Annotated in this window: 11 protein-coding genes and 1 pseudogene; 7 read left to right on the top strand and 5 right to left on the bottom strand. The window is 61.4% G+C overall.

From position 1 onward, the window contains the following. Positions 1 to 127: 127 nt before the first annotated feature. Positions 128 to 982: an SHOCT domain-containing protein gene (locus IFT60_RS08155; RefSeq protein WP_192051457.1), complete on the top strand. Its 855-nt coding sequence runs from the start codon at positions 128 to 130 to the stop codon at positions 980 to 982. Positions 983 to 995: 13 nt separating this feature from the next. Here the strand turns inward: IFT60_RS08155 and IFT60_RS08160 are convergent, their stop codons facing one another. From IFT60_RS08160 to IFT60_RS26465, 4 genes and pseudogenes are all read right to left on the bottom strand, one after another. Further along, positions 996 to 1922: a transglutaminase family protein gene (locus IFT60_RS08160; RefSeq protein WP_192051458.1), complete on the bottom strand. Its 927-nt coding sequence runs from the start codon at positions 1920 to 1922 to the stop codon at positions 996 to 998. Beyond that, the gene (locus IFT60_RS08165) at positions 1919 to 4504 is read right to left on the bottom strand and encodes a circularly permuted type 2 ATP-grasp protein (protein ID WP_192051459.1); all 2586 of its coding nucleotides are present in this window, start codon (positions 4502 to 4504) and stop codon (positions 1919 to 1921) included. The genes IFT60_RS08160 and IFT60_RS08165 overlap by 4 nt, the downstream gene beginning before the upstream one ends. A 35-nt stretch (positions 4505 to 4539) precedes the next feature. Next, on the bottom strand, positions 4540 to 6241 hold a 1702-nt coding region (locus tag IFT60_RS26460), incomplete at its 5' end, for a transglutaminase family protein (protein ID WP_229510734.1). A gap of 1 nt (position 6242) precedes the next feature. Next, positions 6243 to 7971, bottom strand: a pseudogene (locus tag IFT60_RS26465) (transglutaminase family protein); the annotation flags it as partial. A gap of 193 nt (positions 7972 to 8164) precedes the next feature. Here IFT60_RS26465 and IFT60_RS08175 point away from each other — a divergent pair. The 3 genes from IFT60_RS08175 to IFT60_RS27035 all read left to right on the top strand — a co-directional run bounded on the left by IFT60_RS08175 (position 8165) and on the right by IFT60_RS27035 (position 11548). After that, on the top strand, positions 8165 to 9577 hold the full coding sequence (locus IFT60_RS08175) for a circularly permuted type 2 ATP-grasp protein (protein ID WP_192051461.1): 1413 nt from the start codon (positions 8165 to 8167) through the stop codon (positions 9575 to 9577). A 1-nt stretch (position 9578) separates the two neighbouring features. Beyond that, positions 9579 to 10646 (top strand): alpha-E domain-containing protein, encoded by a 1068-nt coding sequence (locus tag IFT60_RS08180; protein ID WP_192051462.1) that lies wholly within the window; start codon positions 9579 to 9581, stop codon positions 10644 to 10646. A gap of 200 nt (positions 10647 to 10846) precedes the next feature. Beyond that, complete coding sequence (locus IFT60_RS27035; RefSeq protein WP_374000591.1) at positions 10847 to 11548, top strand: transglutaminase-like domain-containing protein; 702 nt, start codon at positions 10847 to 10849, stop codon at positions 11546 to 11548. A gap of 283 nt (positions 11549 to 11831) precedes the next feature. On the opposite strand, the gene IFT60_RS08190 is transcribed toward IFT60_RS27035, so the two are convergent. Then, the gene (locus IFT60_RS08190) at positions 11832 to 12908 is read right to left on the bottom strand and encodes a zinc-binding metallopeptidase family protein (RefSeq protein WP_192051463.1); all 1077 of its coding nucleotides are present in this window, start codon (positions 12906 to 12908) and stop codon (positions 11832 to 11834) included. 290 nt (positions 12909 to 13198) lie between these two features. On the opposite strand from IFT60_RS08190, the gene IFT60_RS08195 reads away from it, so the two are divergent. From IFT60_RS08195 to IFT60_RS08205, 3 genes are all read left to right on the top strand, one after another. After that, on the top strand, positions 13199 to 13675 hold the full coding sequence (locus IFT60_RS08195) for a hypothetical protein (RefSeq protein ID WP_192051464.1): 477 nt from the start codon (positions 13199 to 13201) through the stop codon (positions 13673 to 13675). Positions 13676 to 14115: 440 nt separating this feature from the next. Further along, positions 14116 to 14811: a glycoside hydrolase family 19 protein gene (locus tag IFT60_RS08200; protein ID WP_192051465.1), complete on the top strand. Its 696-nt coding sequence runs from the start codon at positions 14116 to 14118 to the stop codon at positions 14809 to 14811. A gap of 726 nt (positions 14812 to 15537) precedes the next feature. Beyond that, positions 15538 to 16578, top strand: a complete 1041-nt coding sequence (locus tag IFT60_RS08205; protein ID WP_192051466.1) for a ParA family protein — start codon at positions 15538 to 15540, stop codon at positions 16576 to 16578. Positions 16579 to 16683: the final 105 nt, after the last annotated feature.

Here is a 16683-nt window from a genome sequence, read left to right on the forward strand (position 1 = left end):
CACGAGATGAGTGCTGCGCTGCGTCACGTACTGAAGGTGCGTGCTATCTTGTTAACACCTTGGTTCGCGGGCCTGGCAATCGGGCCGGGCACACCGCGGCGGCACATTCAACTTCAGGAAGACGAGCATGCAACAACTTTCCCCAGCCGGGCAGCAGATCATCGACGGCATCGCCCAACGCTATGGGTACAGCACGGAGGCGGTCCTGAGCATGCTGCAATCGGTCATCAACGGCAATGGCAGCATGGCGCAGTTCAACCATCCGGAATTTGCCGGCTCCGGCCAGTGGATGCGTGGCGGCATGACGATGGTGTCGGACATGTTCAACAACAATCTCAAGAACACCATCAACAACCTGTGTTCCGAACTGGCGCAGCTGGTGGCGACGCAACCGGACCTGATCCGGAGCGGCAGCTTTCAGTCGCAAAGCCAGGGCGGCCAGCAGCAGAACAACTATTCGGGTGGTGCGCCGAACACCGGCGCGTCCGGCAGCGGCGCGAGCCTGTTCGTCGCGCCGGCATCCGGCAGCGGCGACTGGTGGGGACCCGATCTGCGCTGGCCGAACAGCACGGGCGCGCAAAACGGTGTGCGCTACGCGTACTTTGCCCAGGCGCGGCGCCTGGCGATTGAGGTCAATGGCCGGGTCACAATTTACGACACGCAAGACCACCAGATCGGCGGCTTTTCGCAGCAACAATCGTATGGCGGCTCGCTCAGTTTTAATAGCCAATATGGGCTGATCGATGTGGCGCGCCTGCCGGTCGTGTCGGTCGACGGCGTGGCGCAAGTTCCGGAAGCGAGCCAGGCCACACCTCCAGCACCAGCCCCGGCCGCTGCCGCCGCGCAGCCGTCCAATCCGGGCATGGTCGGCGACATGGATATTTTCGCGACGATCGACAAGCTGGCCGAACTGCGCAGCCGGAACATCCTGACCGAAGCGGAATTCGAGACCAAGAAGGCCGAGTTGTTGGCGCGGTTGTAGTCTGTAACGCGATTTAGAGCGCGCCGGGCAGCGGCAGCGGCGTCACCGTCACCTGCACGTCGAGTTCCTGCTGGCCGCCGCCGAGCACGATGCCGCGCATCGGCGTGACGTCGCTGAAATCGCGTCCCCAGCCCAGCGTGATGTGTTCGTGCTGCACCAGGCAGCGGTTGGTCGGGTCGAAATCGACCCAGCCCAGCGCCGGGGAATACACCGACACCCAGGCGTGCGAGGCGTCGGCGCCGACAAGGCGCGGCTTGCCGGCCGGCGGGTGGGTCAGGATGTAGCCGCTGATGTAGCGCGCCGGCAGGCCGAGGCTGCGCAGGCAGCCGATCATCAGCTGGGCGAAATCCTGGCAAACGCCGCGCCGGATGCGCAGCACCTGTTCCAGCGGGGTCGAGATGTCGGTCGCCTTGTCGTCGAATTCGAAGTCGTCGAAGATCCGCCGTGTCAGGTCGAGCGCCGCGTCGAGTTGCGGCCGGCCGGGCGTGTAGCTCAGGCGCGCATAGGCTTGCAGCGCCGGGAAGCAGGTGACGTGGGGCGAGGCGTACAGGTAGCGGCAGGCTTCCAGCGTGGCCGCGCTTTTTTCCTTGCCCATCATGTCGCGCACGCTTTCCCACGGCAGCGTCCCGGCGATCTGCGCCAGGCCGGGACGCGCGCGCAGGGCGACCGTCGATTCGGCATGCACCAGCAGGCTGTCGTGCGGCACGGTGATCGACACGTGCCGGGTGCCATTGCCGAAGTAATCGACGCCCTCCCTGTTCTCGTTGACGGCCGGGTCGAGCCAGACCAGGTGCGATTCGGTCTGCTGGAACGCGAACGAGCGCGGCGCCAGGTGCAGGTATTGCTGCGACAGGCTGACCGTGCTCTGGTAGTGGTAGCGTGTTTCATGCACCACGCGATAGCGCGCGCACACTGCAGCGCCCGCCGCAAAATCGGTCATGATGCGCGCTTCCTTTGCTGGCCCTGGTCGGTATAGCTGAAAAATTGTACGCTGATCTGCTCGGACAGGGCCGCGCTGGCCAGCTCGATCCGGCTCAACAAGTCGCCCAGCCTGGCATTGCCATGCTTCAGGTCGGCGTCGGGCCGTAGCGCGAGCACCTCTTCCTTGAGCGGCGCTAGTAGTTCTTCGCCGCAGGGACCGTGGGTTTGTGCGACCTTGTTCAGGGTCCCCAGGATGCCGCCCATCTGGAACAGGACCGAGCGCGGATTGGATTCGTCGCACAGCAGCAGGTCGAGCACCGGCAGCCACTCGGGCTGGGCGCGGTAACGCACGCGGTAGGTGATGCTGCTGTCGGACAGGTCGAGCAGCCAGTCGAGGCTGCCGTTGGCGTCCATGGCCAGCGCGCGCTGCAGCACCAGGCACTGGAATTGCAGGCGCTCCAGGCGGCGCCCGAGCGACATGAAGCGCCAGCCGAGATCGCGCGTCATCCCGTCGAGCGCGAACCCGGCCAGCGTCATCAGCGCGCTGGCGGCGTCGTCGAGGATCGTCATCACTTCCGACTGCGACGGCCGCTTGCCTGGCGCGGCGGCGGGCTGCGCCATCCGGTGCAGTGCGCGCCAGTTGTCGGCCGAGAAGCGTTCGTGCAGCTGCCCGGCGATCCGGTGCAACTGCTGCTGTTGCCTGGCCAGGCCGGGAACGGCGGGGGACACCACCGCCTGCAGCAGGGCCGACTCGATCTCGGCATCGGTCGGGGGGATGGCGGGCGGAGCGCCGGGCGCGTCCGGCGCCGGCTCCGTATCGACAAGCTGGAACCAGCCGCACAGCGCCTCGACCGTCGCCCATTCCGCGCCGCGCTGGTCGACCGGCACGTTGAACAGGATCGTGAGCGCGACCCGCAGCAGGCGGCAGATATTGTCGCAGCGTTCGGTATGGCGCCCGAACCAGAGCAGGTCTTCCGCTACCCGGCTCGACAGGCTGGTGTCTTCGCGTACCAGGTCTTCGCCGCGGATGCTGTGTTTTTGCAGGCGCTGCTGCTCGGCCCCGGCACGCGCCTGGACCCAGGTATCCTTGCTGGCGCCGCCGCGCTGGATCGTCAGCACACGCGCATCCGGCCCGGTGGCAACGCGGGTCAGGCCGCCCGGCATCACCACATAGCCGTTCGGGGTGGCGCAGGCGAACACGCGCAGGCCGATGGCGCGCGCCTGCAGGCCCGGTGCTACACCAGTTCCCGCGCCAGGTGACGCGCCAGACGCCGTGCCCAATGCGGCAGCATCGGTCCACACCGGCGCCTGCGACAGCCGCACCACTTCCTGGGCGATGTAATTGTTCGGGTTGGCGCGCAGGTCGGCGATGAAGGCGGCGCGCGCATCGCCGGTCAAATCCTGGCCGAACACGGAAAACGGCCGCAGCTGGGAAAAGCTGGGCTTGATCACCAGCCGGTCCAGCCTGGCGATCACCGCTTCCAGTGCCGGTGGCTCGCCGCACCACCAGGTGGCCACCGACGGCATTTTCAGCGGTTCGCCCAGCAGCCGCCGCGACAGCGCCGGCAGGAAGCCGAACAGCGCGCCCGATTCGAGCAGGCTCGAACCGAGGCTGTTGGCGACCAGCACATTGCCGCGCCGGGCGGCCTGGGTCAGGCCGGCCACGCCCAGCATCGAACTTTGCAGTTCCAACGGATCGCAGTCTTCGTCGTCGACCCGGCGCATGATCACGTGGACCCGGTGCAGGCCAGCCAGGGTCTTCAGGTAGACCACGCCGTCGCGCACGGTGAGGTCCTCGCCTTCGACCAGCGGCAAGCCGAGATAGCGTGCCAGATAGGCCTGTTCGTAATAGGTTTCGGTACTCGGGCCTGGGGTCAGCACCACGATCAGCGGCATCTCTCCTTCGCGCAGCGGGCTCGGGGCGTCGCCCCTGGCCGCGCACAGGCGCCCCCAGTGCACCAGGCTGTCGTGCATGGTGCGGAAGAACCCGGCGGGCGAGCGCACCTTCAGTTCGCGCAGCAGGTCGGGGAAGATCGGCGTGAGGATCGACCGGTTTTCCAGGGCGTAGCCGGCGCCCGACGGCGCCTGGGTGCGGTCGGCCACCACCCACCAGCGGCCGTCGGGCGCACGCGCCAGGTCGACCGCATAAAAATGCAGGGCGACGTCGTCATGGTGGCGCATGCCGTGGCAGGGGCGCAGGAAGCCCGCGTGGCCGTGGATCAGCGCCGGCGGCAGCAAGCCTTCGCGCAGCATGTCCTGCTTGCCATAGACGTCGCCGAGGATTTTATTAAGCAAGGTGGCGCGCTGGATCACGGCCGCCTCGATGCCGCTCCACTCCTCATGCGGCAGGATCAGCGGCAGCGGGTTCAGGTCCCACGGCCGTTGCGTGCCCACGGCGTCGACCTGGACGTTGTAGGTCACGCCGTTTTCGCGGATCTGGCGCTGCACCATCTCCGTGCGCTGGCGCATCACGTCGGGCGTTTCGTGCTCCAGGCTGGCGAGCAGGGCGCGCCAGTGCGCGCGCGGCACCCTGGCCGCGTCGAGCATTTCATCGTAGCCATCCGGCGCGGCCAAATAGCGGGCGAGTAGTTGGTTGAGCATGAAGCGCGGCTGGGCAGTGGGAACCGAACGATACGTCAATACGGCTGCCAGCGCAAATCGAGCGTCATCGGGAAGCTCGGGTTATGCTCTTCCTTGTACACCGTCATCGGACCCGGCGTATGGCCATGCGGCCAGAAACGCGCGAAGCGGCGTGCCTCGGCGGCATTCGCATTCACCGGCGAACCCGTCTCGTTGCGCCCGCCCGGATGCACCACGTGGTAGGTGCAGCCGCCGATCGAACGGCCGTTCCAGGTGTCGACCAGGTCGAACACCAGCGGCGCCTGCACGCCGATGCTCGGGTGCAGGGCCGACCACGGGCTCCAGGCACGGAAGCGCACGCCGGCCACGTATTCGCCCGGGATGCCGGTCGGATGCAGCGGCAGCATGCGGCCGTTGCAGGCAACGACGTGGCGGCCATCGGTCAGCCCGCGCACCCGCAACTGCATTCGTTCGACCGACGAATCGACGTAGCGCGCGGTGCCGCCGCCGGTGACTTCCTCGCCGAGCACGTTCCACGGCTCGATCGCCTGGCGCAGCTCCATCTCGACGCCTTCGTAGACGACGGTGCCGAAACGCGGGAAGCGGAATTCGATGAAGGGCTCGAACCAGTGGTCCTCGAAGGCATAGCCGGCAGCACGTAAATCCTTGGCCACGTCGCGGATATCCTGGGCGACGAAATGCGGCAGCATCCAGCGGTCGTGCAGCGCGGTGCCCCAGTGCACCAGCTTGGCCTGGAACGGCTGGTTCCAGAAGCGCGCCACCAGCGCGCGCAGCAGCAGCATTTGTAGCAAGCTCATGCGTTCGTGCGGCGGCATCTCGAAGGCGCGGAATTCGACCAGGCCAAGACGGCCGGTCGGGCCGTCCGGCGAATACAGTTTGTCGATCGAAAACTCGGAGCGGTGCGTGTTGCCGGTCAGATCGACCAGCAGGTTGCGCAGCAGGCGATCGACCATCCACGGCTTGTCGCCCGGGTACATGGTCGGCAGCACCTTGTCCATTTGCTGAAAGGCGATCGCCAGTTCGTACAGGTTGTCGTCGCGCGCTTCGTCGACCCGCGGCGCCTGGCTGGTCGGCCCGATGAAGGTGCCCGAGAACAGGTACGACAGCGCCGGATGCACCTGCCAGTAGGTGATCAGGCTTTTCAGGAGGTCCGGCCGGCGCAGCATCGGGCTGTCTTCGGGCGTGGCGCCGCCCAGGGTGGCGTGGTTGCCGCCGCCGGTGCCGGTATGGCGGCCATCGTGCATGAATTTCTCGGTGCCCAGGCGGGTCAGGCGCGCCTCCTGGTACAGGGTCGTCATGTTGGAGACCAGCTCGGACCAAGACGCCGCCGGATGGATGTTCACCTCGATCACGCCAGGGTCGGGCGTGACGCTGAGCAGCTTGATGCGCGGGTCGCGCGGCGGCGCATAGCCTTCGAGGCGCAGCTTCATCTGCAGCTTGGCGGCGGTGTTTTCGATCGCCGTCACCAGCGCCAGGTAATCCTCGATGCGTTTCAATGGCGGCATGAAGATGTACAGGCGGCCTGCGCGCACTTCAGCGCACAGCGCGGTATGGATGACTTCGCGCGCGCTCGGGTCGACGGGTGCTTTCACCTTGGCGACTGCGCTTTTGGCTGCATTAGTCGCTGCTTTGGCCGCCATCTCGGCCGCTGCGGCGGCCGCCGGGTTGGCCGGTGGCTTGGCCGCCGCCTTGCCGCCCACGCCCAGGACCGGGCGCCTGTTCTTTTTCTCTTCCTCCNTCTTTTCCGCGGCCGGCAGCGCGCCGCGCGGCGCGAACGGGTCGACGTCGAACTCGGGATCGCGTTCTTCCGGCAGCACCCAGGGCAGCGTGGACAGCGGCAGGCGCAGGCCGATCGGCGAATCGCCCTCGAGCAGGTACAGGTGCTCGCGCCGGATCGGCCAGGTGGAGGTTTGCCAGTTGGTGCCGAGCATGACGCTCGGGTCGTAGTCCTTGGCTTTCAAAGGCAGCACGTAGCCAGCCACCGTGCCCAGGCCACGCCCGAGCAGGCGCGCCAGGCGGCGCCGTTCTTCCGGCGCCTTCAGGTCGGCCTGCAAAGGATCCAGGTTGCGTGGCAGCGCCTCTTCGCGCCGCGCCTGCTGCAGCACGTCCTCGTAGGCGGGAATGGCGCTGCCGTCGGGCAGGCCGAGCATTTTCACCAGTTCCGTGATGAAGCGGCCGGCATCATCTGGGCCATAGCCGTCGGCGACGTGTTCGTCCGAGAACAGGTTCGAGTCGAACCACATCGGCTGGCCGTCGACACGCCAGAAAATGTTCAGCGCCCAGCGCGGCAGCGGCTCGCCCGGATACCATTTTCCCTGGCCGTAGTGCAGCATGCCGCCCGGCGCGAAGTGGTTTTTCAGGCGGTGCATCAGGTTGCCGGCCAGCTCGCGCTTCTTGTCGCCATGGGCGAGGGTGTTCCATTCGGGGCCGTCCATATCGTCGATCGAGACGAAGGTCGGCTCGCCGCCCTGGGTCAGGCGCACGTCCTGGCGCTGCAGGTCGGCGTCGACCTGCTGGCCGAGGCGGTCGATTTTCTGCCAGTCCTCTTCCGTGTACGGCTTGGTCACACGCGGGTCTTCGTGGATGCGGGTGACCGTCATCTCGTGGAAGAATTCGACCTCGGCCTTGTCGGTGTAGCCCGTGACCGGCGCCGCCGACGACGGCATCGCCGTGCAGGCGAGCGGAATATGGCCTTCGCCGGTCAGCATGCCCGAGGTCGGGTCGAGCCCGATCCAGCCGGCGCCGGGCACGTACACCTCGGTCCACGCATGCAGGTCGGTAAAATCGACGGCGGTGCCGCTGGGGCCGTCGAGCGCTTCCTGGTCGGCACGCAATTGAATCAGGTAACCGGACACGAAGCGCGCCGCCAGTCCGAATTCGCGCAGGATCTGCACCAGCAGCCAGCCGCTGTCGCGGCAGGAGCCCGAGCGCAACTGCAAGGTTTCTTCCGGCGTCTGTACGCCCGGCTCCATGCGCAGCAGGTAGCCGATGTCGCGCTGCAGGCGCTGGTTGATGGCCACCAGGAAGTCGTTCGTTCCCATCGAATACTCGAGCAGATCACGGCGTGCCGCCGCCACCCATTCGGTGAGCAGCGGGCCGGGCGGCTCCATTTTCAGGTAGGGGCTCAGTTCCGTCGTGAGTTGCTTTGGGTACCCGAACGGAAAAGTTTGCGCATATTCCTCGACGAAGAAATCGAAGGGATTAATGACCGTCATGTCGGCCACCAGGTCGACCGTGAACTCGAGCTTGTCCGCTTTTTCCGGGAACACGAAACGGCCGATGTAGTTGCCGTACGGGTCTTGCTGCCAGTTGATGAAGTGCTGCTCTGGCTCGACCGTCAGCGAATACGACAGGATCGGGGTACGTGCATGCGGTGCCGGGCGCAGGCGTACCTCATGCGGCGATAGCGTGACCTGCCGGTCGTACCGGTAGCTGGTTTTGTGATGGAGCGCGATACGGATAGCCATGCGGTACTGCCTTTCGATAGGGGCGCAATCAGGTAGAGCAATAAATGGTCCAACGGTGCGGGCCCAATTTTGTGGGAGCAATTGTAAGGATGTAATACTGCTATTTAAACATGATTACCCGCGTTCCGATTGAATTGCCATTTCGACCATAGGTTGGCACGTTTCTTGATACTATTCCTCCATGGAGGAGACGATGCCGAACTTTTACGACGAAATGTATTCCAATGGGGAAACTGTACGGCCTCATTACACCGCGTTTGCCAAGTGGCTCGCGCAACAGCCGCCGAATTTGATCGAACAAAAAAGGGCGGAAGCCGAGCTGAACTTCCAACGCGTCGGGATCACGTTCGCTGTGTACGGCGACAATGCCGGCAAGGAACGCCTGATCCCCTTCGATATCATTCCGCGCGTGATCAACGCCGCCGAATGGGCCAAGCTGCGCGCCGGCCTGGTGCAGCGTGTCACTGCGCTGAACCGCTTCCTGCACGACGTCTACCATGACCAGGCCATCCTGAAGGCCGGCGTCATCCCGCGCGAACAGGTGCTGAACAATGCGCAGTACCGGCCCGCCATGCATGGCATCAAGGTCCCGTCCGACATTTACGCCCACATCGCCGGGGTCGATATCGTGCGCGCGGGCGAGGGCGAGTTCTACGTGCTGGAAGACAATCTGCGCGTGCCGTCCGGCGTCTCCTACATGCTGGAAAACCGCAAGATGATGATGCGCCTGTTCCCCGAACTGTTCGCGCGCAACCGCGTGGCGCCGGTCGACCACTATCCCGACATGCTGCTCGACAATCTGCGCTCGGCGGCGCCGCAAGGCATTGACGATCCGACCGTGGTCGTCCTGACGCCCGGCATGTACAACTCGGCCTATTTCGAGCACGCCTTCCTGGCCCAGCAGATGGGCGTGGCGCTGGTGCAGGGGCAGGACTTGTACGTCGACGACGACACCGTCTACATGCGCACCACGCGCGGACCGCAGCGGGTCGATGTCATCTATCGCCGCATCGACGACGATTATCTCGATCCGCAAGCCTTCCGTCCGGAATCCACCCTGGGCGTGCCGGGGCTGCTGCGCGCGGTGCAGGCCGGCCGGGTCGGCCTGGCCAATGCCATTGGCACCGGCGTCGCCGACGACAAGTCGATCTACCCGTTCGTACCCGACATGATCGAGTTTTATCTGGGCGAAAAGCCGATCCTGAACAACGTGCCGACCTACCAGTGCAGGAAAAAGGAGCAGCTCGACTATACGCTGGCCAACCTGTCCGAACTGGTCGTGAAGGAAGTCCACGGCGCCGGCGGCTACGGCATGCTGATTGGCCCGGCCTCGACCCAGGCCGAGATCGAGGCCTTCCGCGCGCGCCTGCTGGCCAACCCGGAAGGCTATATCGCCCAGCCGACGCTGGCGCTGTCGGCGTGCCCCACCTTTGTGGAAGCGGGCATCGCGCCGCGCCATATCGACCTGCGCCCGTTCGTTTTGTCGGGCAAGACCGTGTCGATGGTGCCGGGTGGACTGACGCGGGTGGCGCTGAACGAAGGGTCGCTGGTGGTCAACTCGTCCCAGGGCGGCGGGACAAAAGATACCTGGATATTGGAGAATTAGTATGTTGAGCCGCACCGCAGATCATTTGTTCTGGATGGCCCGCTATACCGAACGGGCCGAAAACACCGCGCGCATGCTCGACGTGCGCGTCCAGTACTCGCTGATGCCGCAATCGGCACAGGCCGAGCAGCAGGGCTGGCGCACGATGCTGGGCGTGTCCGAACTGCAGTCGCAATTCGATGCCAAATATGCCTCGCTGACCCAGAAGGAAGTGCTCGACTTCATGGTGCGCGATCCGGACAACCCGTCCTCGATCGCCAGTTGCCTGCGCGCCGCGCGCGAGAATGCGCGCGCCGTGCGCGGCACCCTGACCACGGAAGTGTGGGAAATCGTCAACACGACCTGGCTGGCGCTGCAGCAGCACCTGAAAAGCCGTACGTTCGAACACAATCCGGGCCAGTTCCTGGAATGGGTCAAGTACCGCTCGCATATGTCGCGCGGCGTTACGCTGGGCACCATGTTCCAGGACGAAGCATTCAACTTCATTCGCCTCGGCACCTTCCTGGAACGGGCCGACAATACGGCGCGCATCCTCGACGTGAAGTTCCGGTTCTTCGGTTCCGGCACCTTCCAGGATGAGGCGCAGGGCGAATTTTATTACCTGGGCGCGCTGCTGCGCTCGGTGTCTGCATTCGAGACTTATCGCAAGGTCTACCGGGACGCCATCACGCCGAACCGGGTGGCCGAGCTGCTGATCCTCGACCCGAAGATGCCGCGTTCGCTGGTCGCCTGCCTGTGCGGCGTTGTCTCCAACCTGCAGGAAGTGCGCAACGACCTGTCGCACGAGACCGAGCGCCTCGCCGAGGAGCTGTATGCGCGGCTGCAATCGGCGCAGATCGAGGACATCCTCAGCGAGGGCCTGCATCAGTTCCTGACGCGCTTCCTGGCCTCGATTGCGGAACTGGGCAATGGCATCGGCCGTGACTTCCTGCTGCCGGTGGCGCCGGAACTGCCTGAAGAATCGACCGACACCGCACCGGTCGAAACGGCGCCGGCCGTATCTCAGGCTCAGACTCAGACGCAAAGCCAGACCCAGACCCAGACCCAAACGCAAGTGCAGGCGGGTTGAACAGCCGACGCACCAAACGATGGCGCAGCGCACCGCAATGATGAACGGCGGCCGCGTGTGCGTCAGCGTGGTGCACCTACCCGGACATGGAAAGCGAGCCTGCCATGTGGCTGCGTACCAGTTGTAAGCTCACGTTTACCGTCCCCAGGCCGACGCCGTTCATCCTGATGCTGCGTCCGCGCAGCGGTGCGCAGCAATAGGTGGGGCGCGAAACCTATACCCTGAGCCCGAGCGTGCCGGTGCTCGAATTCACCGATGCCTACGGCAACCTGTGCCAGCGCCTGGTTGCGCCGCCGGGCGAATTCTCGATCCACACCTCGGCCGACGTGATGACGGCGGACGCCATCGACGTCGCCCCCGGCGCACCCTTCGACGAGGTGCAGCACCTGCCCGATGGGGTACTGACCTATCTGCTGCCCAGCCGCTATTGCGAATCCGAGCGGTTTTTGGACATGGCCAGCGCCATCGTCGCCAGCGCCGCCCCCGGATACGACCAGGTCGCCGCGATCTGCGACTGGGTCCGGCGTGAGGTACGTTTTGACTGCGCGTCGAGCCAGGGCCACATGGCGGCGACCGAGATCAATGCGCGCCGCGAAGGCGTCTGCCGCGACCTGGCGCACCTGGGCATCGCCCTGTGCCGCGCCCTGTGCATTCCGGCACGCATGGTGGTGGGTTACCTGCACGAATTGGCGCCGATGGACCTGCATGCCTGGTTCGAGGCCTGGGTGGGCGGACGCTGGTACACTTTCGACCCGACCCAGGACGCGCCGCGCGGCGGCCGCGTGACCGTCGCCTATGGACACGATGCCGCCGACGTGGCGATTTTTAACCAGTTCGGGCCGGCACTGGCGCCGCATGCGATGCAAGTGACGGTCGAATTGCTCGAGGCAGCGCCAGGCTGATTGCCCAATACCAGTCAGTCAAGCCGATTTTTCCAGGAAGAATGCGCAGACCCGTAAGGTGGGCGGCTATACCTGGGCGCATGCTTGTCCGCTGCTTGGATGCCGCCCACGCGTTCAACAGCACGCTGAAACGTCGCGATCCAGCGCCGGTTGGTTGAACGCGTGGGCGGCGCAAACGTCACTGGTTCGTATGACTGAAGCGGTGGAGCCGCCCACCTTACGGGTTTGCGCTTCGTTCTCCGGCTGAAACGTGATGTAACTGCCTGGCATCAGGCGGATTGCTTCACTTTGCCGCCGGCGCCTTCATCTGCGCGCGCACGATCTTGTGCACGAATCCCAGCTTCTCCAGCACCGGTGTGCTGAGCGTGAACGGATACGAGTCCGGCATGCCGATGCTGCGGTTCAGGCTATTGAGCACGTAGGTCAGCGCAAACCAGTCGCTCAGGATGTCGTCCAGCGCATCGGTTTTCGTGGGCAGGGTCACGCTGTCGAGCGCCGGTTCATCCTTCTTGCGTGGATGCAGTGCCAGGCCGCAGGAATTCGCCGTTTCCAGCGTATCGAGCATGTGCAGGTAATGGGCCCAGGTTTCGGCCCAGTCTTCCCACGAGTGCGAACTGGCGTAGGTGCTCACGAAGCGCGACTCCCAGTCGGCTGGCGGACCTTCCTTGTAGTGGCGCTGCAGGGCATCGCCGTAATCCTCGCGCTCGTCGCCGAACAGGGTGCGGTATTCGTCGATCCATTCGCTGTCGGCCACCAGCCGGTCGAAATAATAATGCCCGCTTTCGTGGCGGAAGTGCCCCAGCAGCGTGCGATAGCGCTCATGCATCTGCTCGCGCGTGCGTTCGCGCTCGGCCGGGTCGGCTTCGGCAATGTTCAGGGTGATCAGGCCGTTGTCGTGGCCGGTCATGACGCATTGGTCCGACACGCCGTCTTCCAGGAACTGGAAGGCCAGGCCCGTTTCCGGCTCTGTTTCCTTCGACTTCGGCGTTAGGTTCAGCGTCGCCAGCGAAAACAGCAGGCGGCGCTTGGCCGCTTCCAGGCGCGACCAGAGGATGTGGTTTTTTTCCGACGTCAGCGCTGGAATGACGACGGTCAGCTGGCACGACTCGCACAAGTCGTGCGGGTCGTCCGCCGGCAGCATCCAGTTGCAGACGTTGTGCTGGACATAATTGGCGCACTGTTTATAGAGCTTGCCCTCGGCGTTGCGGTGCAGGCTGCGCCATTGACCCGTTTCGGTCTGCTCGAAGGCATTGACGCTGCGCGTGGCAGGCTGGTAGCCGAGCGTACTCTGGCAGTTGAAACAGAGGGTATTTTCAAAAAATATCTGGTGTGAGCACTTGTCGCAGTGGAAGGTTTTCATGGTGATGCGCTGGTCAATAAAGGGTTGTAAGTGTTGAGCTATTAATAATCTAACAGCAAATCCAAACACGAAACGCGCGTGTCGGACAACGCCTCATATCGTGCGCGTGTTTGTCCTGCCCAGGAAAAAGGTCACCCAAAGGTGGCGCCGTTGTTGGCAGCCCCAGGGAACGGAGGCGAGGGCGGAAAGCGTGGCGCTACTGGTCGAGCGAAGTTGTGCGGGGTGCGTCCTGTTAGAATTTGCGACATCTTTCCAATGCCATTTGCAGGAGTACACAAATTCTACGTTTTATGATCAGAGCGGTAACCGGCAAGCCAAAGCTGACGCTCGCTGTCTTCTTGTTGGTGCTGGCGGCCCTGGCCAGCACGCTGACCTACGTCGGCTTCCTGGTCGTCGGGGTGCTGGCCGATTATCTCGGCACAGGCCGGTTCGCGGCCGGCTTGCTTCTCGGCATGGTGTTCGCCAGGTTCCCCTCGGTACGCAATGGCAAGCTGCGCCTTGTCGGCCTGTTGCCGAAACCTGCCCGTCGACCACTCGTCCTATGCCTGCTCGCACTCTGCCTGGTGACCCTGCTGTCGCGCGGCGACACCGTGCCGGCGCTATTCACAGGTTTCGCTACGGTGTTTCTGCTGACTTTCCCCTGGCTGAGGAAGGCGCTATTCGATCGGATGCTATCGTCTGTGTTCAATTTTACGGGTGGACAACGTCCTCGTAAAAGTAGCGATGACATGGTGATCGAGGGTGATTTTACAGAAAAGAAGGAGTGAGGTTGTTCGGCTGGCGGTTGCCGGACATTGCCAAACCGGTGCTCTGTACTTGCGCTACGCTGTCCGAAACAGGTTGTTGGTAATGATCGCCTCCTCCTTCTTCTCGTTCAATAACACGAGATTTTGATTCTAGAAGCAAAGCGCCAACCTATATGTGTGGGCTTTTTGTTTGCTACTGTTCTTAGCGACTGGGTAAGAATCGGACCTTCGGGATAAAATTTTTTGAGCTCATGTTGAAAAAAGCTGTTTGACGCCAAGCGTAAAACGTGCTTGACAGCTTAGTATGCCAGGACAATACTGATGTCAGGTATGAACTTTCATACCATCAGCTACCAACTTTTGCACTTAAAGTCTGCCATGCCGCAACGATGGAAGATTAAGCCGGTATCCGCTCGATGTGCATCTACCTTGTTTGAAGCCAGCAAGTTCAGAGGAGAACGATGATGGAGTTTATTCCGTGGGGTTTACAGATTGTCCTTGCAATGTTTCCTGAATCCAGTTCTCAAAAAAATGTAGTCAAGTATTACCCATTAGTTGAGCAAGCGTTGAATGATGCCGGACTGATCGACGTAAAAATGAAATTGGTCGCTTACGCAACTATCCGTGCAGAGACGGCAGGCTTTAGACCGATTGAAGAAGACGAGTCCCGGTTAAACACCTTACGACCCGTCGATGTGTCAAATATTTCAGATTCACAATTGCGCGATATCGGAAATGTCATGACTACATTGGTCAGTCAATATCGCCTTGACAATAAGTTCGGTTTATACGATTACCGGAATCGGGGGAGTCTGGGGAATAATGCGCATGGCGATGGAGAGAAATACAAAGGGCGCGGTTTTATTCAGTTAACTGGAAAAGGAAATTACACTGATTTTAGCAAGTTATTATCGCTTCCCGATCTGTTGACAAATCCCGACAGGGCCCTTGAACCTGAGATTGCAGCGCGCATCCTAGCAGCGTTCATCAAAAAAGCGCGAACGAAAATTCAAAAAGCAATTCTCCTCGACGATCTGAAAGCGGCGAGGCGTGCCGTGAACGGTGGCGAGCATGGGCTTGACCGTTTCCTGGAAGCCTACAATAGGGGAAATCAGCTTGTGTTTCCCAGTGATCGCCGTCAAGGAATGACCGCTTGAATGATTTGTCGGCGACCGAGTGTTCGCGCGATAGGAATATCGTTGTAGAAGCGAAAAACAACAACATGACCTTGCAAGATCATTGTTGGCTTATTTCGAAACTGCAAATAACAACGCCACCCGAAGGTGGCGTTTTGCTTACTGCTGAATTCTTGGTGGCCCGGGGCGGAATCGAACCACCGACACAAGGATTTTCAAAACACGGCTCTACCTCAGGCATCAGCGTGAGCCCTAGGCCGTTAGGTAGATACTAAGTCTGAGCCCGGTGAGCAGCTGCGTCAAGGAAAACCTTACAGTATCGGCTTTGGAGGTTCCGTCCGATAAGTCCGCGCCGCAACACTTTGCGTCGTCGCGGATATGCCACGGCTGGCGGAGTTTTTTTAGACCGGCGGACCGGAGATGGACAGGCGAAGTTTTGGACCGGAAAAAGGGCGCTGGGCGGACTTCGTTCAGGCAACGGCGGACTACAGGACAGCCAGGTCATAGGAATCCAGCACCGGGACAGGTGGGAGACAGGCAACCGGAGCGCGGGCCAGTATTCTAACGCCGCCAAGTCATCCTTTCATTCCTTGATTCCTGTGAAATCCACGGAGCTGCGGATTACGAAATGCATTTTTGCACCTAGAACTTGGTTTTCGGACAAAATCAGAAATTAGTTCCACCACTTTTATGTAAAAGTCCAATGATTGGTGTAGAATATGGAGAACTAATCTTCTTAGGGAACATATGACATCGCAAATTAACACCATCATCGCGCGCCAGAACGATATTTCTGTCGGTAATGCCGTGGCTCTGAACCTGCCGAAGTTTGATAGCTATGCGATGTGCAACTTGCGCGGAGGCATCGGTAAGACATCTTTATCTTTCAACATTTCATTTCTTACCGATAATTTACTAGCGGTTGATACGTGCCCCCAAGGAAATTTATCGTATTTTTACGATAATAATTATTACCAGAATGTATCCACTACGGTCAACGATATGCTACTCCCGTATTTTTTTAACGGTCTTGGGAGGGCAAGTCGTGTTGCACAGAATATATCAGCTACCAATCCATTTTTTAGAGGGAAAAACAGCTTTTTCATGCCATCGTCTAGCGAGTTGTACACGCTCCCGTCGCAGATGGCGAACGCTGTAGCAGGGGCGAATCAATTGACGGGTCCCCAGAAAGTAACAGTTATCGATACGCTTCTTTATTCATTAAAAACAGAAATATTGCGTGAGAAGCAAGAAACGGGCACTGATAAAGTTATCATCGATACCTCACCGTTCTTTTCTGGTTGTACACATCTAGCGTGGCACGCGGTTGACGCATTAGTGGTTCCGGTAAGGACAGATAAGCAGTCTATTAACTCGTTATCACTGTTGCTAAAGACATTGAGCAATCCTTCTAGCGAGTTCCGCCGGGTGATGCCCGCAGACCAGCATGCTCCCAAAATTCAGATGATTGTACTCACGGGATGCGGTTGGACGACACGGGCAGGAGCTAGGAACGAGCCAAATCAGCAGACAAAAGTCTTTTTGGAAGAAGTTAGAGATATCGTTAGCAGAAATATCGCTCATTTCACGACAGCGAATCCTGATAATCACATCGTGCTGTCAGATGATTACCTGGGATCGGGACGCATGTCGTCGGCACTTTCAAAACCGATTGCACTGATGAATCCAGGCGACTCGGCGCGTATAAACCGAATTAAAACTGATGTGAACCCGTCTGTGGACAAGATCAAGAATCAACTGAATCATATTGCGCAAAATCTTTGGTAGGTCTTCGGGTAACACCTCATCTTCACGAGGAGGCCCGCAACGATTGAGTAGCAATAAAAAAAGGGCTGCGGCATTTAGCCGCAGCCCTTTAGGTTTTCAAGGAGA

This window comes from Massilia sp. CFBP 13721, assembly GCF_014842025.1.
In the GTDB taxonomy this organism is placed as follows: domain Bacteria; phylum Pseudomonadota; class Gammaproteobacteria; order Burkholderiales; family Burkholderiaceae_D; genus Telluria.